This is a genomic window from Nocardia sp. JMUB6875 (genome assembly GCF_041154655.1).
In the GTDB taxonomy this organism is placed as follows: domain Bacteria; phylum Actinomycetota; class Actinomycetes; order Mycobacteriales; family Mycobacteriaceae; genus Nocardia.
Genome location: NZ_BAAFGR010000014.1, coordinates 15,876 through 40,156, shown reverse-complemented (window position 1 = coordinate 40,156; position 24,281 = coordinate 15,876). Strand labels below are relative to the sequence as shown.

20 protein-coding genes, 1 tRNA gene and 1 pseudogene are annotated in these 24,281 nt (G+C 67.9%); 12 read left to right on the top strand and 10 right to left on the bottom strand.

What is annotated here, in order from left to right:
* Positions 1–64: 64 nt before the first annotated feature.
* The 3 genes from ACAM49_RS05885 to ACAM49_RS05875 all read right to left on the bottom strand — a co-directional run bounded on the left by ACAM49_RS05885 (position 65) and on the right by ACAM49_RS05875 (position 3,782).
* Positions 65–1,192 carry an ABC transporter ATP-binding protein gene (locus ACAM49_RS05885; RefSeq protein ID WP_369634422.1) on the bottom strand — a complete coding sequence of 376 codons (1,128 nt, stop codon included), beginning with the start codon at positions 1,190–1,192 and terminating at the stop codon, positions 65–67.
* Complete coding sequence (locus ACAM49_RS05880) at positions 1,189–2,667, bottom strand: ABC transporter permease (RefSeq protein WP_369634450.1); 1,479 nt, start codon at positions 2,665–2,667, stop codon at positions 1,189–1,191. The genes ACAM49_RS05885 and ACAM49_RS05880 overlap by 4 nt, the downstream gene beginning before the upstream one ends.
* A 92-nt stretch (positions 2,668–2,759) precedes the next feature.
* On the bottom strand, positions 2,760–3,782 hold the full coding sequence (locus ACAM49_RS05875; RefSeq protein WP_369634421.1) for an iron ABC transporter substrate-binding protein: 1,023 nt from the start codon (positions 3,780–3,782) through the stop codon (positions 2,760–2,762).
* 159 nt (positions 3,783–3,941) lie between these two features.
* Here ACAM49_RS05875 and ACAM49_RS05870 point away from each other — a divergent pair, with 159 nt between their 5' ends.
* A complete protein-coding gene (locus ACAM49_RS05870) occupies positions 3,942–4,385 on the top strand; it encodes a hypothetical protein (RefSeq protein ID WP_369634420.1) in 444 nt (147 codons plus the stop codon).
* 46 nt (positions 4,386–4,431) lie between these two features.
* Positions 4,432–5,799 carry a metallophosphoesterase gene (locus tag ACAM49_RS05865; protein ID WP_369634419.1) on the top strand — a complete coding sequence of 456 codons (1,368 nt, stop codon included), beginning with the start codon at positions 4,432–4,434 and terminating at the stop codon, positions 5,797–5,799.
* Positions 5,800–5,844: 45 nt separating this feature from the next.
* On the opposite strand, the gene ACAM49_RS05860 is transcribed toward ACAM49_RS05865, so the two are convergent.
* Positions 5,845–5,918 (bottom strand) — tRNA-Cys (locus ACAM49_RS05860).
* A gap of 127 nt (positions 5,919–6,045) precedes the next feature.
* Between ACAM49_RS05860 and ACAM49_RS05855 the strand changes: the two genes are divergently transcribed.
* Positions 6,046–6,588 (top strand): MarR family winged helix-turn-helix transcriptional regulator, encoded by a 543-nt coding sequence (locus ACAM49_RS05855; protein ID WP_040805220.1) that lies wholly within the window; start codon positions 6,046–6,048, stop codon positions 6,586–6,588.
* Positions 6,589–6,664: 76 nt separating this feature from the next.
* Complete coding sequence (locus tag ACAM49_RS05850) at positions 6,665–7,717, top strand: hypothetical protein (RefSeq protein ID WP_369634418.1); 1,053 nt, start codon at positions 6,665–6,667, stop codon at positions 7,715–7,717.
* Between the two features lie 80 nt (positions 7,718–7,797).
* On the opposite strand, the gene ACAM49_RS05845 is transcribed toward ACAM49_RS05850, so the two are convergent.
* Genes ACAM49_RS05845 through ACAM49_RS05825 form a run of 5 tightly spaced genes read right to left on the bottom strand, consistent with a single transcriptional unit; the run spans position 7,798 to position 13,198 of the window.
* Positions 7,798–8,574: an enoyl-CoA hydratase gene (locus tag ACAM49_RS05845; RefSeq protein ID WP_369634417.1), complete on the bottom strand. Its 777-nt coding sequence runs from the start codon at positions 8,572–8,574 to the stop codon at positions 7,798–7,800.
* Complete coding sequence (gene mmsB, locus ACAM49_RS05840) at positions 8,571–9,473, bottom strand: 3-hydroxyisobutyrate dehydrogenase (RefSeq protein WP_369634416.1); 903 nt, start codon at positions 9,471–9,473, stop codon at positions 8,571–8,573. The genes ACAM49_RS05845 and mmsB overlap by 4 nt, the downstream gene beginning before the upstream one ends.
* Positions 9,473–10,558, bottom strand: a complete 1,086-nt coding sequence (locus ACAM49_RS05835; RefSeq protein ID WP_369634415.1) for an enoyl-CoA hydratase/isomerase family protein — start codon at positions 10,556–10,558, stop codon at positions 9,473–9,475. The genes mmsB and ACAM49_RS05835 overlap by 1 nt, the downstream gene beginning before the upstream one ends.
* Complete coding sequence (locus tag ACAM49_RS05830; protein WP_369634414.1) at positions 10,555–11,694, bottom strand: acyl-CoA dehydrogenase family protein; 1,140 nt, start codon at positions 11,692–11,694, stop codon at positions 10,555–10,557. The genes ACAM49_RS05835 and ACAM49_RS05830 overlap by 4 nt, the downstream gene beginning before the upstream one ends.
* 4 nt (positions 11,695–11,698) lie before the next feature.
* The gene (locus ACAM49_RS05825) at positions 11,699–13,198 is read right to left on the bottom strand and encodes a CoA-acylating methylmalonate-semialdehyde dehydrogenase (protein WP_369634413.1); all 1,500 of its coding nucleotides are present in this window, start codon (positions 13,196–13,198) and stop codon (positions 11,699–11,701) included.
* Positions 13,199–13,356: 158 nt separating this feature from the next.
* Here ACAM49_RS05825 and icmF point away from each other — a divergent pair, with 158 nt between their 5' ends.
* The 4 genes from icmF (at position 13,357) to ACAM49_RS05805 (ending at position 19,357) form a co-directional block, all read left to right on the top strand.
* Entirely contained in the window at positions 13,357–16,566 is a 3,210-nt protein-coding gene (icmF, locus tag ACAM49_RS05820; RefSeq protein WP_369634412.1) for a fused isobutyryl-CoA mutase/GTPase IcmF, read from the top strand.
* 110 nt (positions 16,567–16,676) lie between these two features.
* Positions 16,677–17,072: a hypothetical protein gene (locus ACAM49_RS05815; RefSeq protein ID WP_369634411.1), complete on the top strand. Its 396-nt coding sequence runs from the start codon at positions 16,677–16,679 to the stop codon at positions 17,070–17,072.
* A gap of 135 nt (positions 17,073–17,207) precedes the next feature.
* The gene (locus ACAM49_RS05810) at positions 17,208–18,269 is read left to right on the top strand and encodes an amidohydrolase (protein WP_369634410.1); all 1,062 of its coding nucleotides are present in this window, start codon (positions 17,208–17,210) and stop codon (positions 18,267–18,269) included.
* A gap of 101 nt (positions 18,270–18,370) precedes the next feature.
* On the top strand, positions 18,371–19,357 hold the full coding sequence (locus tag ACAM49_RS05805) for a methyltransferase (RefSeq protein WP_369634409.1): 987 nt from the start codon (positions 18,371–18,373) through the stop codon (positions 19,355–19,357).
* Between the two features lie 6 nt (positions 19,358–19,363).
* Here the strand turns inward: ACAM49_RS05805 and ACAM49_RS05800 are convergent, their stop codons facing one another.
* Positions 19,364–20,152, bottom strand: coding sequence for a TetR/AcrR family transcriptional regulator (locus ACAM49_RS05800; RefSeq protein WP_369634408.1), 789 nt, complete (start codon positions 20,150–20,152; stop codon positions 19,364–19,366).
* A 104-nt stretch (positions 20,153–20,256) separates the two neighbouring features.
* Between ACAM49_RS05800 and ACAM49_RS05795 the strand changes: the two genes are divergently transcribed.
* The 4 genes and pseudogenes from ACAM49_RS05795 (at position 20,257) to ACAM49_RS05780 (ending at position 24,280) form a co-directional block, all read left to right on the top strand.
* A complete protein-coding gene (locus ACAM49_RS05795) occupies positions 20,257–21,093 on the top strand; it encodes an SDR family NAD(P)-dependent oxidoreductase (protein WP_369634407.1) in 837 nt (278 codons plus the stop codon).
* A gap of 21 nt (positions 21,094–21,114) precedes the next feature.
* Entirely contained in the window at positions 21,115–22,038 is a 924-nt protein-coding gene (locus ACAM49_RS05790; RefSeq protein WP_369634406.1) for a ferritin-like domain-containing protein, read from the top strand.
* Between the two features lie 464 nt (positions 22,039–22,502).
* Positions 22,503–22,733, top strand: a pseudogene (locus ACAM49_RS05785) (4-hydroxyacetophenone monooxygenase); the annotation flags it as partial.
* A gap of 11 nt (positions 22,734–22,744) precedes the next feature.
* Positions 22,745–24,280 (top strand): flavin-containing monooxygenase, encoded by a 1,536-nt coding sequence (locus ACAM49_RS05780; protein ID WP_369634405.1) that lies wholly within the window; start codon positions 22,745–22,747, stop codon positions 24,278–24,280.
* Position 24,281: the final 1 nt, after the last annotated feature.

Below are 24,281 nucleotides of genomic sequence, written 5' to 3'. Positions count from 1 at the left end.
GAATTGGCCTCCGCGCCAATATAGGCGGTGGACCGACCGCCCAGTCACATTCTGGGGAGACGGATCAGAGCGCGGAGACAGCGTCCGGGACCGCTACGGTGGCCGGTGTCGAGCTGCCCGCGGACCGGCCCGCCGCCGCGCACTGCTCGGAGGTGAAAGCGACTGCCGCGCCGAGCACTTCGAGATCCACCCGATCTCCGACGGCGGGCGCGTCCACGCTCACCCGGCGCACCTGGATCGGTTCGGGGCAGCCGTCGAGGTCGAGGGTGAGCATGATGTCCGCGCCCCGGAATTCGGCGGCCCGCACGGTCGCGCAGCCGTTATGGCCATTGGTGATGGCCCGCGCCAGCAGCTGTTCCGGCCGCATCATGACCGCGCCCGCACCGGTGGGCGCGTTCACCTGCACCGGAATCCGGCCCAGCACGGTCTCGGCCGTCTCGGCGCCGATGGTGGCGTCGAGCAGCACGGTGTCGCCGAGGAATCCGGCGGTGAACAGATCAGCCGGAGCCGCGTACACCTCTTCCGGAGTCCCGACCTGGGTGAAGCGACCCGAGCACATGACCGCCACCTGATCGGCGAAGGACAGCGCCTCCTCCTGGTCGTGGGTGACCAGGATGCTGGTCATGCCCGCCGCGCGCAGGGTTTCGGCGACGGCCTGCCGGGTGGCGGCGCGCAGTCCGGTGTCGAGGGCGCTGAAGGGCTCGTCGAGCAGCATGAGCTTGGGCTTGCGCGCCATGGCGCGGGCCAGCGCCACGCGCTGCTGCTGCCCGCCGGAGAGCTGGTGCGGCCGCCGATCGGCGTAAGACGGGTCCAGCGAGACCATTTCGAGCAGCTCGGCCACGTGCTCCCGGTGCTTGCGCTTGCCGCCCAGGCCGCCGCCGAGCCCGTAGGCGATGTTCTGCCCCACGGTCAGATGCGGGAACAGCGCGCCGTCCTGTGCCACGTACCCGATGGCGCGGCGATGCGGCGGCAGCGAGAACCCTTGCCGGGTAATGGTTTCCCCGCCGACGGACACCGAGCCCGCGTCCGGGTTCTCGAAGCCCGCGATCACCCGCAGCAGCGTGGTCTTGCCGCAGCCGGAGGAGCCGACCACCGCGGTGGCGCTGCCGTCGGCGACCACGAGGCTGATGCCGTCGAGCACCGGCGCGTGTCCGAAGGTCTTCGAAACCTGGTCTACGACAAGACGACTCACAGTCCCGCCGCCTTCCTGGATTGGGTGAACAGCAGATAGGTGACCGGCACCGAGGCGATGATCATGATGAGCGCGTACGGCGCGGCCGCCGCGTAGTCCAATTCGCCCGACAGCTGCCAGAACTGCATGGCGAGCGTGCGGGTCCCATTGGGAGCGAGCAGCAGGGTGGCGGTGAGCTCGGTGGCCACGGCCACGAACACCATGGCCGCCGCCGCGGCCGCCGCGGGCGCGGTCAGCCGCAGCGTGACTCGGAAGAAGGTTGCGGCGGGCGACTTTCCGAGCACCTGTGAGGCCTCCTCCAGTCCGACCGGCACCTGCGCCAGGCCCGCCCGCACGCTCACCAGGGCGCGCGGCAGGAACATGAGCGTGTAGGCGGCCAGGATGGTCGCGGCGGTCTGATAGAGCGCGGGCAGCCAGCGAATGCTCACCGTCACCAGCGCCAGCGCGACCACGATGCCGGGCAGCGAGCTGGTGATGTAGTTGGCTCCCTCGATGATTCGCGCGAATCGCGAGGTCGAGCGGACCGCGATCCAGGCCACCGGAAATGCGCACAGTGTGGTGATGACCGCGGCCGTGACGGCCAAACCGAGGGTCTGGCCCAGGGATTCGCCGATCTCGCCGGTGTCCCATACCGCCGAGCCGCCGATCTTCAGCCAGCGCCCGATGGTCCACAGCGGCACCCCCAGCGTGGCGGCCAGTGCGCCCGTCAGCAGGGCGAACATGGGAATCCGGCCCAGCCCCAGCCGAATCCGGTTCGCGCCGCGCTGCGCGCCGCCGCCGATGCGGGCGTAGCGGGCCCGCCCGCGCACCGCGGACTCACCGGCCAGCAGCACCAGGCACAGCACCACCAGCACCCCGGACAGCGTGCTGCCCGCCGCCCCGGCGAAACTGGACTGGTACTGCTCGAAGATGGCGGTGGTGAAGGTGTCGAACCGGATCATGGCGAAGGCGCCGTACTCGGCCAGCAGATGCAGCGAGATGAGCAGTCCCCCACCGAGAATGGCCAGCCGCAATTGAGGCAGCACGACGCGCGCGAAAACGGCGACCGGCCCGGAGCCCAGGGCCCGAGCCGATTCCTCCACGGCGGGATCCAGTCGCCGCAAGGTGGCCGCCGCCGGCAGATACACCAGCGGGAAGTACGAGACGGTCGCGACGATCACCGCGGCCCACAGCCCGTGCAGCGAGGGGATCGCGCTCACCCAGCCGTAACTGTTGACGAACGCCGGAACCGCCAGCGGGGCCGCGAAGATCGGTCCCCACCAGGCCGCGCCCGGCACGTCGGTGCGTTCCACGATCCAGGCCAGGCCCACGCCCAGCGCGACGCAGATCGGCACCGTCAGCACCACCAATTCGGCGGTGTTGCGCAGCAATTCGCCGACGCGGGGGCGGAAGATCAAGTGCGCGGTCTCGTTCCAGCCGGTCGAGACCAGGGTGGACACGATGTAGCCCAGCGGCACGAAGGTGGCCGCCACCATGAGCAGGGCGGCGATCGTGACGACCGACCCGGGCCGAGGGGCCCGGGTCGTCGACGCCTGCGCGGCGGGTACAGCGGTCCGAACAGACACGGTTACAGCAGGCCCGCCTCGGTCATGAGCTGCGTGACCTTCTTGGCGTCCAGCTTGCTCGGGTCGATCTTGGGCGCGTCCAGCGAGGCCAGCGGCGGCAACGCCGGGTTGGCGGCGACGTCGGAGGCCACCGGGTACTCCATGGAGTCACCGGTCTGCAGGACCGTCTGGCCCTTCTTGGAGGTGATGAAGTTGAGGAACTTCTGGGCGTTGGCCTGGTTCTTGCTCGACTTCAGCACGCCGCCACCGGAAATGGAGACGAAGGCGCCCGGGTCCTGGCTCTTGAAGTAGAACAGCTGGGTGTTGCCGCTGTTCTCCTTGGTCTTGGCCTGGTCCTTGAACCAGTAGTAGTGGTAGATGATGCCGCCGTCGATCTGACCGGCGTTGGCGTCCTTCATGACGGAGGTGTTCGTCTTGTCGGCGACGACGTTGTCCTTCATGCCCTTGAGCCACGCCTTGGTAACGTCCTCGCCCTTCTGGGCCAGCAGCGCGGCCACGATGGCCTGGAAGTCCGCACCGGCCGGGGCGGCGCCCCAGCGGCCCTTCCACTGCGGCTGCTGCAGATCCAGCAGCGACTTGGGCAGCTGGTCGGCCGCGAGCTTGGCGGTGTTGTAGACGAAAACGGTGGAGCGCGCGGCGATTCCGGTCCACTTGCCGGTGGAGGGCCGGAACTGCTCGGGCACCTGCGCCAGGGTGTCCTTGTCGACGTCGGCGAACAGGCCGGCGTTCTCGACCAGCGCCATGGCCGGGGAGTTCTCGGTGAGGAAGACGTCGGCCTTGGAGTTGGAGCCCTCGGCGACGAGCTGGTTGCCCAGGTCGGTGTCGCCGCCGTTGCGGACGGTCACCTTGATGCCGGTGTCCTTGGTGAACGCCGCGATCCACTCCTTGGTGAGGGATTCGTGCTGGGCGTTGTAGACCAGGATCTCGTTGTCGTCCTTCGACGAGTTCGAGCAGGCGGTGGTCGCGCCGAGCACGGCGATCGCCGCCAGCGCTCCGGATACCAGTTTCCATCGAGCCGCCGTCATGACCGTCCTTTCACTCGCCCCGACCTCACCTCTGAGGTTTGCCTAACCAACGTACAGTCCCATGTCACCGGTTCAAATGCCACCCCGCCAATCGACGCGGAATCGCTGTAATCTGCGGTCGTTCACCAACCGAAGATCGGCCCGAGTCGAAGGATCTCGATGACCCTGAATCGCCGCACCCCTCTGACCATCGGACTCGGCGTGGCGGCCGTGGTACTCGTGGGCGGAGGCATCGCCACCGCGGTGACGTTGAACGGCAAGGATTCCGGGACCAGCGAGGACAAGCGCGTCGAGACGGCGGTGCGCGACTTCTACACCGCGATGTCCACCGGCGGCCCCTCCCAGGCGGTCGGCAAGACCTGCGCCGGCGACCGCGCCCAGTACGACGCGCTGCCCGAGGCCCAGAAGAAGGCCATGGATCGGGGCAGGGTCACGATGCGCGTCGATTCGGTCCAGGGCATCACCATTGCCGGTGATCGCGCCACCGCCGTCACCCTCGGCACCTTCAGCGTGCCCGGCGCGGCGGACAGCAAGCGCTCCGCCAATGAACACCTGCGCAAGGAAGACGGCGTATGGAAGGTCTGCTCCACCGACGCGAAATAGGACGGCCATGACCTGCTGCGGCCCGAATCGACGACAACTACTCGGCATGATCGCGGCGGCAGCGGCGATCCCGGCGGTGTGGGCGAGTCCGGCTCGCGCGCAGGCGGGTCCACTCGTGGTGACCAATCTGGAGGTCGTGACCATTACCGAGGGGTCGGCCGTCTTCACCTGGACGACCCTCGGCCCCGACGCCGCGGGCAATCCCGTTCCGGTCGAGACCGACAGTGAGGTCTGGCTCGGCCCCGCCGACGGATCCGGACTGCGGCAGGTCTTCGGCGACTCGCGCCCGACCGCCTACCACTATGCCGAGGTCACCGGCCTGGAGCCGGGTCGCACCTACCGCTTCGAGGCGCGCTCCGCGGGCATCGCGGCCACGCCCGCGGTGAATGTGGTGACGCGCCAGCCGAATACACCGGAGGCGCAGGGCGTCTTCACGACCCTGGTGCCGCCGCCCGGTCGCCTGCTGCGAACCCTCGCGCTCACCAACGACATTCACTACGGCGAGGAGGTCAGCGGCATCATCACCGCGGGCCTGCCGCCCGGCTTCCGCCAAGAGCCCGGTCTCGCACCGTATCCCGAGGTCATGCTCACCGCGCTGCTGGACGATATGCACCGGCCCGATCGCGCCGTCGACCATCTGCTGCTGGCCGGTGACCTCACCGCCGAGGCGACGCCCGAGCAGGTGCGCGGCGTCCACTCCCACCTCGCGAACTGGGGTGTGGCGGGCCGGGACTGGTTCGCCGCCCGCGGTAATCACGACCGCCCGCACGTCGGCTCCGACTACGCGAGCTGCACCCCGTACCTGGACCACAACGACTGCTATGGCGATTCCTTCTCCGCCAGACAGCAATTGGTGTCGCACGAGGTCAGTGAGCTGCGCCTGATCGCACTCGACACCACCGAACTCGATATCGCGGGCGGGACCATGGACCGATCCCAGCTCGACGAGCTGCGCGACCTGCTCACCGGTGATCCCGACCGCCCCACACTGCTTTTCGGCCACCACCCGGTCACCACGGAATCCGGATGGTCCAACCTCGCGGGACCGAGCTTCATCCTGAACGCCGCGAATGCCGCTGAGCTGCAATCGATCTACGCCTCCGCGCCCGGCGTCTTCCTGCACCATTCCGGCCACACCCACCGCAACCGCCGAACCAGGCCCGATCTGCCCATCCCCGTCGAATTCCTGGAAGTGGCCGCCTGCAAGGAGTATCCGGGCGGCTACACGCTGCTCCGTCTCTACGAGGGCGGCTACATGGCCAACTTCTACAAGACCCGCACCGAGGGCGCGCGCCGCTGGAGCAACCGTTCGCGCGGTGAATACTTCGGTCTACTGCCCGAATACACGCTCGGCACCACCGCAGACCGCAATCACACGGTGCTGCGGGACCTCACGGGAGTGTCACCCGCCTGAACACGAAAACGCCTCCCATGTCCGGCATGGGAGGCGTTTCCTCGATGGAGCGAGCGGCGGGAGTCGAACCCGCGTGTACGGCTTTGCAGACCGCTACCTAGCCCCTCGGTCACACCCGCATCGTGGCTCCAATAGTGCGGCAAATCGGGCGCGCCGCCGAGGTTTCGAATCACCGTGATTTGTACGAGTGACCGGATCGGCTCGGCGCGTCAACCAACCGGTCGGCGACGTGCGATGATCGGTGGCATGTCGCGTCCACGTCCGCTGCCGCTCGATCCGATCGAGGAGGCGCATCGTCAGTGGACCGAGCACGGCTGGGGGGACGTGGCCGACGGCATGGCGGCGGTGACGTCACTGGTTCGGGCGCAGCAGATCGTGATGGCGCGGGTGGACGAAGCTTTGCGACCGTCCGGTTTGACCTTTTCCCGGTACGAGCTACTCATGTTGCTGAGTTTCAGCAAAACCGGCGCGCTGCCCATGGCCGTGGCCAGCGCCCGGCTGCAGGTGCACCCCACCTCAGTCACCAATACGGTCGACCGACTCGAAGCCGCCAACTTGGTGAAGCGTGTCCCACACCCGAGTGACCGGCGGGCGACGCTCATCGAAATAACCGATGCCGGAAGGGATTTGGTGTCCAAGGCCACCACTGAACTGAACCGGCGGGTTTTCGCCGAGGCGGGCCTGCCGCCGGAACGATTGCAGTTGCTGCTGCAATTGCTGTCGGAGTTCCGACAGGCGGCCGGCGACTTCGATCCCGGTAGCTCCGCCACCCGCTGGGCCGGTCAGTAACTCTTCAGCGACCCAGCAGCCAATTTCCTGCGTCATAGTCTTGGATTCGGCCCGCAAAAGGTTCACCATTGAGGCCATGGTGCTGGTCCTCGGGGTGTCGGCGGGCGCTGCTGGCGCACGCGCCATGCTCACCCATTCCGACCAGCCTCACCTGCCCCCCATCGACCGTTGCAAGGTCCTACGCCGTGCCGGTGGCGGGAGCATGGAGGAGGCTGTGTTCGAGGCCATTCGGCTGATGCGTAAATCGGCCGCCAAGCGGGACGAATTCATTACCGGCATCGCCGTGACCTGTCGCTGCAACACCCATGCCGAATCCGTCCGGACCGCCGCGGGCCGCAATCGCCTCACCGTCATCGACGAGCCGGTGGCCCAGCTCAGATATCTCAGATTCACCGGCAGACTGCCCACCGAGGGTTCGATCTTGCTCTACGACCTAGGCGCCTCCGGTCTGACCCTCACCCAGATCGACTGCCGTACCGATGCCATCCTCGCCCACAAGCGCAGCACCGTGCTGGGCGGTGACGGCCACGACGCCCTGCTGCGCTGGCTGCTCGCCCGCAGCGGCGTCACCCTCGACCTGGCGGCCACCCGCCGCGAGAAGGAGGCGCTGGCCAACGAGCGCGTCCTGGCCGTCTGCGACCCGATCACCGGGCAGCGCACCGTGGTCACCCGCAGTGATTTCGCCGAACTGGTCGAAGCGGGCATTCATCACTCGGCCTCCTTCGTCCGCCACATGATCGGCGAGACCGGCGTCCGGCCGACCGGCATCGCCCTATTGGGGGGCTGTACCCGCAACAAGAGCATTCGCGACGAGCTGAAGGGCCAGCTCGATCTGCCGCTCATCTACGATCCCGAGCCCGAATTCGTCTCCACCCGCGGCGCGGTCTTACTCGCCGCCGAACGGCCTTCCGCCCGCAGCATCCGCAGCGTCCATCTGACGCCCCACTCCGGTGCGCACGAGGCCCCCTCCTCCCCCGTCTCCCGCCGCAAACTCGTTGCGGCGGTGGCGGTTACCGCCACCCTCGGCGGAACGATCGTCGGCGCACTGGCCATGAACCGCGACGGCGGCGACCACACCGACGGCAAGCCCCCGACCGTCGAAGTCGTCGGCCCGCCCAAACACGGCTGAGCGCAGCCGATCACCGCTGAACGCGAAAAGGGGTTCGGGGACCTGGTCCCCGAACCCCTTTCAGCAGCAGCTGAATTCGATCAGCGGTTGGTGAAGTTCGCCGGACGCTTCTCGACGAAGGCGGTCATGCCTTCCTTCTGATCCTCCGTCGCGAAGAGCGAGTGGAAGACGCGACGCTCGAAGCGCAGCCCCTCGGTGAGGGTGGTCTCGAAGGCGCGGTCGACCGCTTCCTTGGCGATCATCACGGACGGCAGCGACATGGACGCGATGGTCTCCGCGACCTCCATGGCGGTGGAGACCAGCTCGGCGGCGGGGACGATGCGCGAGACCAGGCCCGCGCGCTCCGCCTCCTCGGCATCCATGTTCCGGCCGGTGAGGATGAGATCCATGGCCTTGGCCTTGCCGACCGCGCGGGTGAGGCGCTGCGAGCCGCCCATGCCGGGGATGACGCCGAGCTTGATCTCGGGCTGCCCGAACTTGGCGGTGTCGGCGGCGATGAGGATGTCGCACATCATGGCCAGTTCGCAGCCGCCACCGAGGGCGTAGCCGGCGACCGCGGCGATGATGGGCTTACGGAACGCGACCAGTCGGTCCCAACCGGCGAAGTGATCGGCCAGGAACATGTCCATGTAGGACTTGGACTGCATCTCCTTGATGTCCGCACCGGCCGCGAAGGCCCGCTCGGATCCGGTCAGCACGACCGCGCCGATCTCGTTGTCGTTCTCGAGCTCGTCCAGGGCCGCCGAGATATCGGTCAGGACCTGCGAGTTCAGCGCGTTGAGGGCCTTCGGCCGATTGAGCGTGATGAGGGCAACGCGGCCTTTACGCTCCAGCAGAATGGTCTCGAAGTCGGTCACGCCGGTTCCTCTCCCGATCGCTTGCGGATATCGGTGACGATAGCGGAGAAGTCCTTGCCCGCTTCGTCCTGGTTGAAGCGGCTGTAGATCTCCGCCGCCAGCAGACCGAGCTGTCCGTCGACGCCATTGCCGCGCAGCGCGCTGGCCGCCAGACCGAGGTCCTTGGTCATGAGCGCGGTCGCGAAGCCCGGCTTGTAGTCATTGTTGGCCGGGCTGGCCGGAACCGGGCCGGGCACCGGGCAATACGAGGTCAGCGCCCACGATTGGCCCGAGGCGGTGGAGACCACGTCGAAGAACTTGTCATGGGTGAGGCCCAGCTTCTCGCCCAGCACAATGGCTTCCGAGAGGCCGATCATGGAGATGCCCAGCAGCATGTTGTTGCAGATCTTGGCGGCCTGGCCGACGCCCGCGCCGCCGCAGTGCACGACCTTGCCGCCCATGACCTCCAAAAGCGGCAGGGCGGCGGCGAAGTCGGCATCCGCGCCGCCCACCATGAAGGTGAGGGTGCCCGCCGCAGCGCCCGCCACGCCGCCGGAGACCGGGGCGTCCAGGGCCCGATGTCCCTCCGCGGCAGCGAGTTCCGCGGCCTGCTTGGCATCGGCGACATCGATGGTGGAGCAGTCGACGAACAGGGTGCCGGGCTTGGCGGCGGAGAGGACCTCGTTGTAGAGGTCGAGCACGATGCGCCCGTTGGGCAGCATGGTTATGACGATGTCGGAGGCCGAAACCGCCTCGGCGGCAGTGGCTACGACGGTCGCGCCGTCCTCGCGGGCCTGGGCCTGCGCGGCGGGGACCGGATCGAAGGCCAGCACCTCGTATCCGGCCTTGACCAGGTTGGCGGCCATCGGCCCGCCCATGTGGCCGAGCCCGAGGAACCCGACCTTGGTGTTGTTGCTCATTATACGTCCTTTGGTGCGGCCAAACCCAATTCGCGATCGCCGAGCGCGCCGAAGTAGGCGTCCACATCGGCCTCGGTGACGTCCGCGAGGGTGGCGGGCGACCACTGCGGGTTGCGGTCCTTGTCGATGACCTGGGCGCGAATGCCTTCCACCAGGTCGTGGGTGTTGAGGGAGGCGATGGAGACCCGGTACTCCTGGTTCAGCGCGTCCTCGAGGTCGGCGGCCCGGCGCGCGTTGCGCAGCGAGCGCAGCGTGACCTTCAGCGCCACCGGGGATTTCGACAGCAGGTCCTCGGCGGCCTTGGCGGCCTCGGCGCGGCCGTCGATGCGCAGCCGGTGCGCGATCTCCTCGACGGTGTCGGCGCTGTAGCAGGAGTCGATCCAGTCCTGCTGCGCGATGAACTCCGAAACCGGTGCGGGCTGCGCGAATTTCGCGATGGCCACGTCGACCTCGTTGTCGTGCAGGGCCTCCAGCAGCGCCGGCAGGTGCTCCGACGGCACGAAGTAGTCGGCGAATCCGGCCGCGATGGCGTCACCGGCGGACATGCGCGCGGTGGTGAGCCCGACGTGGGTGCCGATCTCGCCGGGCGCGTGCGCCAGCAGGTAGGTGCCGCCCACGTCCGGGATGAAGCCGATGCCGACCTCGGGCATGCCGATCTTGGACCGCTCGGTCACGATGCGGTGCGAGGCATGCCCGGACAGGCCGACGCCGCCGCCCATGACGATGCCGTCCATGACCGCGACATACGGCTTGGGGTAGCGGTAGATGTACGCGTTGAGGATGTACTCGTCGCGCCAGAACTTCCCGGTGTCCGAGTCGGCGGCGACCCGCGCCGAATCACCCTGGGCAACAAGGTTCTTCGCATCGTTGTGGATGGCGACGATATCGCCGCCCGCGCACAGCCCGCGCTCGCCGGCACCGGTGAGCACCACCGCGCGCACCTCGTCGTCCTCGGCCCAGGCGCGCAGCGCGTCCAGGATGACCAGCGCCATGGCGTGGGTGAGCGCGTTGATGGCCCGCGGCCGGTTCAGCGTGATCAGGCCGAGCCCGTCCCGCTTCTCGATCAGAACGTCGGGTTCCGTCATGCTGCTCCTACCACCGAGCGGGCGACGACCACCCGCATGATCTCGTTCGTCCCCTCGAGAATCTGATGCACCCGCAGGTCGCGGACGATCTTCTCGATGCCGTATTCGGCCAGGTAACCGTAGCCACCGTGCAATTGCAGGGCCTTGTTGGCCACCTCGAACCCGGCGTCGGTGGCGAACCGCTTGGCCATGGCGCACAGCTCCACCTTGTCGGGGGCGTCGGCGTCCAGGGCGGCCGCGGCGCGCCACAGCAGGGTGCGGGCGGCCTCCAGGGAGGTCCGCATATCGGCCAGCTCGAACTGCAGGGCGGTGTTGTCCAGCAGCCGGGAGCCGAAGGCCTTGCGCTGGGCCATGTACGCCACGGTCTGGTCGAGCGCGGCCTGCGCCCCGCCCATCGAGCAGGCGGCGATGTTCAGCCGCCCGCCATTGAGCCCGTTCATGGCGATGCGGAAGCCATTGCCCTCCGCGCCCAGCAGGTTGGCCGCGGGCACCCGGGCATTGTCGAGAATGACCTGGCGGGTGGGCTGGGCGTTCCAGCCCATCTTCCGCTCATTGGCCCCGAACGACAGCCCCGGCGTATCGGCCGGGACGATGAACGCCGAGATGCCGCGCGCCCCTTCGTTTCCGGTGCGCGCCATGATCACGTACACGTCGGAGCTGCCCGCGCCGGAGATGAATTGCTTGACGCCGGTGAGCAGGTAGTCGTCGCCGTCGCGAACGGCCTTGGTGCTCAAGGCCGCCGCGTCGGAGCCGACACCGGGCTCGGTCAGCGCGTAGGAGGCCAGCAGGTCCATCGACGTCAGGCCCGGCAGCCACCGATTGCGTTGCGTCTCATCGCCGTAGGTGTCGATCATCCACGTCGCCATATTGTGGATGGAGATGTAGGCGGCCACGGCCGGGCAGCCGGTGGCCAGCTGCTCGAAGATGCGCACGGCGTCCAGCCTGCGCAGCTCCGAGCCGCCCACGTCCTCGCGCACGTAGATGCCGCCCAGGCCGAGCGAGCCCGCCTTGCGCAGCACATCCACCGGGAAGTGCTTGCGCTCATCCCATTCCAGGGCATTGGGCGCGAGCAGTTCGTCGGCGAAGGAGCGGGCGGTCTCGACGATCGCCTTCTCGTCTTCGTCAAGTACGAACATCGGGTCAGTCCATGGTCGGGATGACGAAGGCGTTGGACTCCTTGAGCCCGGCGGGCCAGCGCTGCGTCACCGTCTTGGTCTTGGTGTAGAAGCGGATCGAGTCCGGGCCGTGCTGGTTGAGATCGCCGAAGCCGGAACGCTTCCAGCCGCCGAAGGTGTGGTACGCGATCGGCACCGGGATCGGGACATTGATGCCGACCATGCCGACCTGCACGCGGGCGGCGAAGTCGCGGGCGGTGTCGCCGTCGCGGGTGAAGATAGCGACGCCATTGCCGTACTCGTGCTCGTTGGCCAGGCGCAGGCCCTCTTCGAAGTCCTTGGCGCGCACGATCGACAGCACGGGGCCGAAGATCTCTTCCTTGTAGATCCGCATGTCGGAGGTGACGCGGTCGAACAGCGTTGCGCCCGCGAAGAATCCGTCCTCGCCGCCCTCGACCACCAGCCCACGGCCGTCGATGACCAGCTCCGCGCCCTCGTCGACGCCGATCTGCACGTAGTTGTTCACCCGGTCCACGCCGTCGCGGCCGACCAGCGGGCCGAAGTCCGCGCCCGGGTCGTCGGAGACGCCGACATTGAGCTTGTTGATGCGCTCGACGAGCTTGGCGCGCAGGCGATCCGCGGTCTCCTCGCCCACCGGCACGGCGACCGAGATGGCCATGCAGCGCTCACCGGCCGAGCCGTAGCCCGCGCCGATCAGCTGGTCGGCCACATCGTCGAGGTCGGCGTCGGGCATGACGATGGCGTGGTTCTTGGCGCCGCCGAAGCACTGCGCGCGCTTGCCGTTCGCGGACGCGGTCTCGTAGATGTACTGCGCGATCGGGGTCGAGCCCACGAAACCGACGGCCTTGATGCGCTCGTCGTGCAGCAGGGTGTCAACGGCCTCCTTGTCGCCATTGACGACATTGAAGATGCCCGCGGGCAGTCCGGCCTCGAGGAACAGCTCGGCCAGCCGCACCGGCACCGAGGGGTCGCGCTCGGAGGGCTTGAGCACGAAGGCATTACCGCAGGCCAGCGCGGGACCGGCCTTCCACAGCGGGATCATGGCCGGGAAGTTGAACGGGGTGATGCCCGCGACGACACCGAGCGGCTGGCGCATGGAGTACACGTCGATGCCGGTGCCGGCGCTCTCGGTGTACTCGCCCTTGAGCAGATGCGGAATGCCGCAGGCGAATTCGATGACCTCGAGGCCGCGCTGGATATCGCCCTTGGCGTCGGCGATGGTCTTGCCGTGCTCGCTGGACAGCAGCGCGGCCAGGGAATCCATCTCGTCCTGCACCAGGGTCAGGAACTTCATGAGCACGCGCGCCCGGCGCTGCGGGTTGGTGGCGGCCCACGCGGGCTGCGCGGCGGCGGCGTTCGCGATGACCGCCTCGACCTCACTTTTGCTCGCCAGCGGCACCTTGGCCTGAACCTGTCCGGTGCTCGGGTTGAAGACATCGCCGAAGTTGCCCGAAGTTCCCGGGACGTGCTTCCCGCCGATGAAATGGGTGAGTTCGCGAACCATGCCAGTCCTGTCTCTGAGCTTGCGCGCAGATTGCGCGTTCTGTGGCGATCCTATAGTTGGACATCCAAGTATTGGGTGTGGGATAATTCACAAGCCCGATGCCGATTGGGGTTTCAGGGGGAACCCCTGAGAGCCTCCGAGAGTTGGAGCAAACACGCATGCCCGAGTTGCATGTCCCGGTTCATCCAGTGCGGTTCGTGACCGCCGCTGCCCTGTTCGATGGCCATGACGCGGCCATCAACATCATGCGAAGAATCCTTCAGGCCCAGGGGGCCGAGGTGATTCATCTGGGGCATAACCGGGCCGTGCGGGAGGTCGTGGACGCGGCGGTGACCGAGGACGTGCAGGGCGTCGCGGTCAGCTCGTACCAGGGCGGGCACATCGAGTACTTCGAGTACCTGGCCAAGGCGTTGAAGGAGGCCGGGGCCGGGCACGTGAAGATCTTCGGCGGGGGTGGCGGCGTGATCATTCCCGAGGAGATCGCGCGGCTGGCAGAGGCGGGGGTGACGATCTTCTCGCCCGAGGACGGGCAGCGACTCGGGCTGCCGGGGATGATCAATCAGCTGATTTCGGCTTGCGACGTGGATCTTTCGCTCGAGCCCGCGAATATCGACGCGGTGCTGAGCGGGGACCGGGCGGCGCTGGCACGCACCCTGACCTGTCTGCAGCAGGGGACGCTGTCCGACGCGGACCGGGCGGCGCTGACCGCCGCGGCGGCCGCTCGCCATGTGCCCGTGCTGGGCATCACCGGCACCGGCGGCTCCGGAAAGTCCTCTCTCACAGACGAACTCATTCGACGCCTGCGCACCGACCAGCAGGACAAGCTGCGGGTGGCGGTGCTGGCGGTGGATCCGACGCGGCGGCGCGGCGGCGGCGCGCTGCTGGGCGACCGGATCCGGATGAACTCTCTCGATGGCGAACGGGTGTACTTCCGGTCGCTGGCCACCCGCGGTGAGCGGGAGCTGCCGCACGATATCGACACCATGGTGATCGCCTGCAAGGCAGCGGGATTCGATCTGGTGATCCTGGAGACGCCCGGCATCGGACAGGGCGATGCGGCCATCGCCGAGCACGTGGATGTGTCGCTGTACGTGATGACGCCGGAGTTCGGGGCGGCCTCCCAGCTCGAGAAGATCGACATGCTCGATTACGCGGATGTGGTGGCCATCAACAAGTTCGAGCGGCGCGGGGCCGAGGACGCGCTGCGCGATGTGTCACGGCAGCTGGTGCGGAATCGGGAGGACTTCCACGCCATGCCGGAGGGTATGCCGGTATTCGGCACCAGCGCGGCCACTTTCAACGATGACGGGGTGACGGCGCTCTACCAGCACCTCGCCGGGCTGCTCGGCGAGCAGGGGCTGCCCTTGCAGGAGGGCGTACTCCCCCGGGTCGAGACGCGTGCATCCACCCGGTTCGCGCAGCTCATCCCGCCCGCGCGGGTCCGGTACCTGGCCGAAATCGCCGAGACAGTACGCGATTACCACTCGGAGACCGCACGGCAGATCGAAGCGGCGCAACGGGTTCAGCGGCTGGAGCAGGTGCTCGCTGAATTGCCGGATGACGAACCCGTCAGCGCATTACTGGACAAGGCGAAGCAGACACTCACTCCGGAAAACGCCGCGCTGCTTGCCGAATGGCCCGCGGTCGCGGAGTCGTATCAGGGTGACGAGCAGGTGGTGAAGGTCCGGGATCGAGAACTGCGGACCACGCTGCGCCGGGAGACGTTGTCGGGCAGTTCGATTCCGCGCGTCGCACTCCCCCGCTTCACCGATCACGGTGAGCTGCTGCGGTTCCTGCGCTCGGAGAATCTGCCGGGCCGGTTCCCGTTCACGGCCGGTGTGTTCCCGTTCAAGCGGGACAACGAGGATCCCGCGCGCATGTTCGCCGGTGAGGGCGATGCGTTCCGGACCAATCGCCGGTTCAAAGTGCTCTCCGAACATGCCGAGGCCAAACGGCTTTCGACGGCCTTCGACTCGGTGACCCTGTACGGGCACGATCCGGCGGAACGGCCCGACATCTACGGCAAGGTGGGGACCTCGGGGGTTTCCATCGCCTCGCTGGACGATATGAAGGTCCTCTACGACGGCTTCGACCTGGACGCACCGACCACCTCGGTGTCGATGACCATCAACGGGCCCGCCCCGACCATCCTGGCCTACTACCTCAATTCCGCCATTGACCAAGCGGTGGAACAGTTCTCGGCCGAACAGGGCCGCGAGCCGACGGCGGAGGAGGCGCGGGAGCTGCGCGCCCGCACGCTGGCCACGGTGCGCGGCACCGTGCAGGCCGACATCCTCAAGGAAGACCAGGGCCAGAACACCTGCATCTTCTCCACCGAATTCAGCCTGCGCATGATGGCCGACATACAGGAATGGTTCGTGCGCAACGGCGTTCGCAACTTCTACTCGGTATCGATCTCCGGCTATCACATCGCCGAAGCCGGGGCGAATCCGATCAGCCAGCTGGCCTTCACGCTGTCCAACGGATTCACCTATGTGGAGGCATATCTCGCGCGCGGCATGCACATCGACGATTTCGCGCCCAACCTGTCGTTCTTCTTCTCCAACGGCATGGACGCCGAGTACTCGGTGATCGGCCGGGTGGCGCGGCGCATCTGGGCGATCGCCATGCGCGACAAGTACGGGGCCAACGAGCGCTCGCAGAAGCTCAAGTACCACGTGCAGACCTCCGGGCGGTCGCTGCACGCACAGGAGATGAGCTTCAACGACATTCGCACCACGCTGCAGGCGCTGATCGCCGTCTACGACAACTGCAACAGCCTGCACACCAATGCCTACGACGAGGCCGTCACCACGCCGACCGAGGAATCGGTGCGGCGGGCGCTGGCGATCCAGCTCATCATCAACCGCGAGTGGGGGTTGGCGATGAACGAGAATCCGCTGCAGGGCAGCTTCATCATCGACGAACTCACCGATCTGGTCGAAGAGGCCGTGCTGCGCGAATTCGAGCGGATCAGCGAACGCGGCGGCGTGCTCGGCGCGATGGAGACCGGCTATCAGCGCGGGCGCATCCAGGACGAGTCCATGCTCTACGAACGCCGCAAGCACGAGGGCAGCCTGCCGATCATCGGCGTCAACACCTTCCGCAATCCGCACGAGGAGGAACACCGGGTGCTGGAGCTGGCGCGCGGCACGGAGGCGGAGAAACAGTCTCAGCTGCAACGAGTCAGCGAATTCACCGCGAAGCATCGCGACGAGGCTCCGGCCGCACTGGCCCGGCTGGCGGCGGCCGCGGCGGGCGACGACAACGTCTTCGAGGTTCTGATGGACGCCGCGAGAGTCTGCACGCTACAACAGATCACGGAGACCTTCTTCACGGTGGGTGGACAGTACCGACGTAACGTCTGACCCCGGGCAGGACCACCACTGCCCAGGGCGCATGGGAATTTCCGAACAGCAGCAATTTTCGAGCTATACCGGAATGGTTCGGTTCGATTGCAGCTGACAGGAAGTCGATGATGCGTAAAACCAGCGTGAGAACCACCGCCAAGCTGTTGGCCGTCGCCGTGCCGTTCGCGGCCGCCGCCACCCTGTTCTCGGGAGTGGCGTCCGCGGCGGCACCGGACGCCGCTCCGGTCGCGGTCACCGCGCCGGTGCAGGCCGCACCGGTCGCCGACGGCATCCAGCTGGATCCGGTGGCCACCAACCCGAATGCCCAGTTCCCCGACCCGGCGCTGAACGGCGCGGCCGCGGGCGCGCTGACCGGCAGCGCGGGCGGCGCGGCGCTCGGCTCGGCCATCGGCTCCATCCCCGGAGCGCTGGGCGGCTCCGCCCTGGGCGCGCTGATCGGCGGCGGTATCGGCGCACTGGTCGGCATTCTCGACCCGAACGTCATCCCGCAGATCCTGCCCTGACACCTGTCCGATTCCGGTGCCTCCTGTCCCGATTCGCAGTGCCGCATGTCCGATTCGATGGCCCGCGGCCGATGCGCGTGAAACAATCCGGAGCAGGCTGACCCAGACGGAAGGCACCTCATGGACCTTGCGGGAATGACTGTCGTCGACGCGCATATTCACCAGTGGGATCCGCTGACCACCCCGCGGGAGTTCAGCGGGCTGGCGAAGCTGTTCCGCTACGTGCCGGTCCCCATCGATGTCGCCAAGCGGCTGGCGCCGCGGCGCGATCGCGAATTCGTCGGGGACCCAACGCCGTTCGTGCACCCGTACCTGCCGCGCGACTACCGGGCGGACGCCGCGGAGGTGCCGGTCGAGGCGATCGTGCACATCGAGGTGGAGTGGAACGAGAAGGGACCGCTCGCGCCCGCCAATGAGACCCGGTGGGTATCGAGCCTGCCGTTCGGCGTGGACACGCCGGCGCTGGGCGCGATCGTCGGCGCGGGCGATCCCACCGCGCCCGGATTCGCGGAGCTGCTCGAGGCGCACAAGGCGGCGTCGCCGCGGTTCCGGGGCATCCGCTCGCGGGTCGAACACCATCCGGACCGGGGCGTGCGCGCGGTGGGCAAGGGGCCCGGCGTGCTGACCTCGTCCGCCTTCCTGAACGGGTTCGGCGCGCTGGCCGATCGCGGGCTGTCGTTCGAGGCGTGGGTGTACTCGGGGCAGCTGCCGGAGGTGACGGCGCTGGCCCAGCGGTATCCCGACACCACCATCGTGCTCAACCATCTCGGCACGCCCGCAGGGATTTTCGGGCCGGTGGGGCGCGATACCGGGCAGAATCCGGGGCAGCGGCGCGAACTGTTCGTGCGCTGGCGCGACGATCTCACCGCGCTGGCCGCGCACGCGAATGTGGTGACCAAGGTGAGCGGGCTGATGATGCCCATCCTCGGTCATCCGGTGCCCAAACGTGGCGAGCCGACACCGGTTCCGGTGCTGCTGGAACGGATTTCGCCGATGCTGGAGCACGCGCTGGACGTGTTCGGGGCCGACCGGCTGATCTGGGGCTCGAATTTCCCGGTGGACAAGCCGATCACGAGCATTCCGAACGCGGCGGAGGCGGTCGCGACGGCGCTGTCGGCGCACGGGGCCGACGACAAGGCCATCGAGCAGGTGTTCCGCAGCAATGCCGAGCGGGTGTACCGGATCGACGCGCTCTGATTCCGCACTGACCGATGCGGGTTCCGGCTGCCGGGACTCGCGTCGACCGGACCCGCCGATTCGCCGTTGCCGGAGGGTCGCTGTGGCTATCGTGATGCGCCATGGAGCGGATCCTGCGGATCGGAATGGGTTTCTGGGAGTCCCGGACCCTGCTCAGCGCCGTCGAACTGGGAGTGTTCACGGTGCTCGGGCATCGGCAACTGACCGCCGAGCAATTGCAGCGCGAACTCGGGCTGCATCCGCGTGCCGCCCGCGACTTCTTCGACGCGCTGGTGGCCATGGACATGCTGCGGCGCACCGACGACCGCTACGGCAATACCGCCGACACCGCTACCTATCTGGACAGCACCGGGAGCGAATACATCGGCGGCTTCCTGGAGATGGCGGCCGCGCGGCTCTACCCGTTCTGGGCCGGGCTCACCGAGGGCCTGCGCACCGGGCAGCCGCAGAACGAGGCCAAGAGCGGCGGCGACTTCTTCACCGCGCTCTACCGGGATCCCCAGCGGCTCTACGACTTTCAACGCGCCATGACCGGTCTGACGCTGCCCAGCGCGCACGCCATCGCCGAGGTGTTCCCCTGGCACCGCTGGAAGACCGTCGCCGATATCGGCACCGCCCAGGGCGCACTGCTGCGCACCGTCCTGGAAACCAACCCGCACCTGCACGGCATCGGCTACGACCTGCCCGCGGTCGAACCTATCTTCACCGAATACAGTGCGCCGGTGGAGGATCGGTGCGCCTTCGAGCCCGGCGACTTCTTCGCCGACGACCTCCCCGAGGCCGACGTCCTGGTCTTCGGCCACATCCTCCACGACTGGGACCTCCCCACCAAGCTCATGCTCCTGGAGAAGGCCCACCGCGCCCTCCCCGACGGCGGCGCCATCCTGGTCTACGAATCCCTCATCGACGACGACCGCCGCACCAACCTCCAAGGCCTCCTCATGAGCCTCAACATGCTCATCGAAACCCCCGGCGGCTTCGACTACACCGCCGCCGACCTCCGAACCTGGCTCACCGACACCGGCTTCCACAACCCCGTCACCGAACACCTCGCCGGTCCGGAGTCGATGGTCTGGGCGGTCAAATAGGCCGGTTCACTCGGGAAAGGCGAGGTACTGCGCGCCGAGCAAATCGGCGGTGTGGCTGACGTGATCGATGATGCGTCGCGCATCGGCTTCGATGGTGCCGGTGCGCCAGGCGGTCAGCAGCTCGATGAAGCCGCCTATGCCCATCAAAACGCCCATGCGCAGGTCGGATTCGTCCACGCCGGGACGCAGGTAGGGGCGGGCCGTCGCGATGAGGAGGTCGGTGGACTCGGTGAGCAGGGCCGCACGCCGTTGCTCCAGGACGCGGCTGCCCGCGTGGTCACCGAAGAGGATGCGTGCCGGACCGTCTGATTGCAGCGCCACCGCGCGGGCGATGGCCAGGCGCAGGATACCCAGCGCCGGATGTTCCAGATTCTCGGCGACGACAGCGGAAAGTTCGGCCAGGACTTGGAACCCCACGTCGTCCCACACCGCGCCGAGCAGATCGTCGCGATCGGCGAAGTGCTCATAGAAGTAGCGGTCGTTCAAGCCCGCGCGAGTGCACACGCCCCGCATGGTGACTGCCGCCCAGCCGTTTTCGAGCCAGATATCCAGCGCCGCGGCGATCAGGCGCTCTCGCCGTTCGGTGCGGCGCTGTTCCTGCGTACGGCCGCCCCACGTGCCGCCCCGCCGGGCAGGTGTCGCGGCAGCCGAAGGACCAGCGAACGCGGGCGCGGTCGGGGCCGACGTGGATGCGGCGGCGGATGCGGCTGCGGGTATGGCCTCCGTCGGCCGCGGGGGTACATCCGTTGCCGCCCTGGCGGAAACGCGTGCGGCTGCCGGTGCGGGCACGTCCATAGTTGACAAAGTAGCGCACCCGGAGCCTAATTGGTGGCAGGTGCGGCCAGTGGTGGCAGACGCCACCAATTGACTGCCCGGGTGGTACAGCTCCGGGAGTTCCCATGCGACTCAATCCCTTCGGCGGGTCTCGCCGTACTCGGCAGGCGGATGCGGTGGTGACCGGTGCGGGCAGCGGCATCGGGCGGGCCTTCGCCATCGAACTGGCCAAGCGGGGTGGACGGGTCGTCTGTTCCGATATCAGTGCCGAGCGGGCGCGGGAGACCGTCGAATTGGTCAGTGCCGCAGGCGGAAAGGCGTTCGATACCGTCTGCGACGTGAGCAGCCTGGCCGAGGTCACCGCGCTGGCGCACACCGCCGAAGAGTGGTTCGGCAAGGCCCCGGATGTGGTCGTCAACAATGCGGGTATCGGGCGCGGCGGCACGCTGATCGGCGAAACTCCGCCCGCCGAATGGCACGAGGTGCTGGATGTGAACCTGTGGGGCGTCATTCACGGCTGCCATGTCTTCACACCGCGATTGCGCGAGGCGGGGCACGGGTCGATCGTGAATGTCGCCTCCGCGGCCGCCTTCGGTTCCGCGCCGCGCATGGCCGCCTACAACGTGAGCAAGGCGGGCGTACTGGCGCTGTCGGAGACCCTCGCCGCGGAGCTGTCCGGCACCGACGTGACCGTCACCGTACTGTGCCCCACCGGCGTGAAAACCAATATCCTGGAGGGCGTTTCGATCGGCGACGACAGCCTGCAGCGCTGGGGCGACCGCCTGATCCGCTGGACCGGCCGCCCGCCGGCCGCCATCGCCCGCACCACCCTCGACGCCGTGGACCGCGGCCAGTTCTACGTGGTCCCGCAAATCGAGGCCAAGGCCATCTGGCAGTCCAAGCGACTGCTGCCCGAGCCCTACACCCGCGCCGCCGGACTGCTGGAGCGGCTGGTGCGGTAGCCACACCCGAGGAGTTGAACAATGGCGTTCGCGTATTCCGACATGCTCACCGTCATCCAGGATCGGCAGTGGGCGCTGGCCGACATCGACTGGGGCGCACCGGGAGCCGAGCTCATCACCGACGAGCAGCGGCCCGCCCTGGCGAAATTCATGGCCGACCTGGTGTGGATCGAACATGTGGGCGCGCGCGGGTTCGCCGCGCTCACCCTGCGCGCACCGGACGGGCCGCTCAAGGAGATCTACCGCTACTTCCACGCCGAGGAGCAGAAGCACGCCAATGCCGAACTGGCGCTGATGCGACGCTGGGGCATGCTCGACGGGGATGCGATGCCGCTGCCCAACAAGAACATTCGGCTCGTCATCCAGTGGCTGGACCGCTACGGCGACGGCCTGACCCTGCCCGTGCTCGGCACGGTGATCCCGTCACTCGAGTGCGCCCTGGACGGCGCGCTGGTGAAATTCCTGCTCGACGAGGTCCGAGACCCGCTGTGCCACGAGGTGTTCCGGCACATCAACAGCGACGAGTCCCGGCATCTCGCCGTCGGATTCCAGGTCCTCGAACAGCTCGGCGCGGGACCCATGCGGCGGCTCGCCATCGAGTCGGCGGGTTACGCGCTGCGACCCAGCATCCTCATGGGTGCGCTGCTCTACACGCCGCTGCTCTCGCGCATGTCCACCAACATCATGGCGATGGGACTCGACGAGGAGAAGCTCTGGAATGCCGTGCGCCGCTACGAGAAAGCCGGTGAACGCAGCCCCGACATCAAACGCGTGCCCCTCTACCACGTGGTCCGCCTGCACGGCATGGCCACCATCAATCGCTGGCAGCCGATCCAGGGCGTCAACGACGCGCTCAACAAGGCCATCGACCACTTCCCCATCCGTGTGCTGCGCCGCACTCCGTCCTGGTCCAAGGCCCTCACCTACGAGCCGGTGGCGAAATGACCGCCCCGATTCGCCGTGGCGGCGAGGGCAGAGCCCGCGACGGCTACGCAGGCCCTCAGATCCATTGCACCCATTGGCGGGACCAGCGCGAGCTCGACCGGCTGCACGTGGCGGTCATCGGTGGCGGGACGGCGCTGGCCCGGGTGGTGCCCCCGGTCGTCGCGCAGGCCCGGCGCGTCACCGTCTTCCAGCACGACCCGATCTGGATCCTGCCCACCCCGCCGATCCCCGGGGCGCGAGCGCTGCTGCGCCAATTGCCGTCCGGGCTGCTGGGCACCCTGCGCGCCCACACCGCTGCTTCCCTGCCCGGTGCACTGGATGCCGCCGGGGTGAGCGCTCCGCCGCGCGACGGAGCCGCCTCCGCACCCGGGCGGCCCACCGGTTCCGGCGCCCCGGCCGCCGCCTCGGTGATGTCCGGGCTCGAGCAGGTCGGCGCGGGCATAATGCGCTGGTGTGGGCACCTCGTCCTGCGGCGGGTGGCCGAGGCGAATCTTCGCGCACAGGTGGGGGATTCGTGGCAGCGGCGGCAGCTCACCCCGGACCGCCCGGCCGATGTGCGCGTGCACGGTCGCTACTACCGGGCGCTTGGGCGGGACAATTGCACGCTCATCAGCTGGCCCATCGCCCGCCTCGCGCCGCTCGGGATTCGCACCGTGGACGGGGTCGAGCATCGGGTGGACTGCATCATCTACGCGGAGGAATCGCTGTGACCGGCACTGTGGTGGACCATGAGATCGTCATTGTGGGCGCGGGCTTCTCGGGAATCGGGACCGCGATCGCCCTGCGCAAGGCCGGGTTCCACGACTTTGTCATGATCGACGAGGCGGACGGGGTGGGCGGGACCTGGCATTGGAACACCTATCCCGGTATCGCGGTGGATATTCCGTCGTTCAGCTATCAGTACTCGTTCGAGAAGCAGCGGTCCTGGTCGCGGGTGTACGCGCCGGGGCGGGAGCTGAAGGCCTATGCCGAGCACTGCGTGAAGAAGTATGGGCTGCGGCCGCGTATCCGGTTCGGCACGAATATCGATCGCGCTGATTTCGATGACGCCCTGCACCTGTGGCGGCTGCACACCTCGGACGGCGACGAGCTCACCTGCCGGTACCTCATCGGCGCGACCGGCGTGCTGACCCGGCCGAAGCGGCCGGATATCCCTGGCGCGGAACGGTTCCGGGGTCTCACCATGCACACTGCCCGCTGGGATCACGGCATCGATCTGCGCGGCAAGCGGGTCGGCATCATCGGCACCGGGGCCTCGGCCATCCAGATCATTCCGGAGATCGCGCCGGAGGTGTCGGAACTCGTTGTCTTCCAGCGCACTCCTATCTGGTGCCTGCCCCGGCCGGACGCGCCCATGCCGTCGGCCGCGCGGGCGCTCATGCGGCTGCCGGGCGGGCAGTTCCTCACCCGCTGGCTGAGCCAGGCGTTCGTGGAGCTCACCTTCCCGCTCTCGGCGCACTACTACAAGGTGCTGCCGATCGTGAAGCTCGGTGAGCGGCAAGGGCTGGCGCACCTGCGCGATCAGGTGAAGGATCCCGAGATCCGCGAGAAGCTCACCCCGAAATACGCGCTCGGCTGCAAGCGGCCCTCGTTCTCCAACGACTACCTGAAGACCTTCAACCGCGAGAACGTCACCCTGGAAACCGATCCCATCACCGAGATCACCGCCAGCGGCCTGCGCACCACCGGCCGCCACCACCAGGTCGACGTGCTGATCATGGCCACCGGCTTCAAGGTCATGGAGTCCGGCAATATGCCCACCTTCGACCTGCACGGCAGCGGCGGCATCCGGCTGGAGGACTGGTGGGACACCCACCGCCTGCAGGCCTACGAGGGCGTCAGCATTCCGGGCTTCCCCAACTTCTTCACCATCATCGGCCCCTACGGCTACAACGGCGCGTCCTACTTCACCCTCATCGAAATGCAGACCACCCACATCCTGCGCCTGCTCCGCCACGCCCGCCGCCAGGCCGCCACCCACATCGAGGTGACCGCCGAGGCGAACGACCGCTACTTCCAGGAGATGCTGTCCCGCCGCGGGACCCAGGTCTTCTGGCAGGACAGCTGCGCACTGGCCAACAGCTACTACTTCGACAAGAACGGCGACGTGCCCCTGCGCGCCATGAGCACCCCTGAAGCCGCTTGGCGCGCAGCCCATTTCGACCTGCGCGACTACCGCTTCAGCTCACTCGGCAAGCGGCGCAGCCCGAGCCGACCGGCCACCCGCACGGCAACCGCCTGAC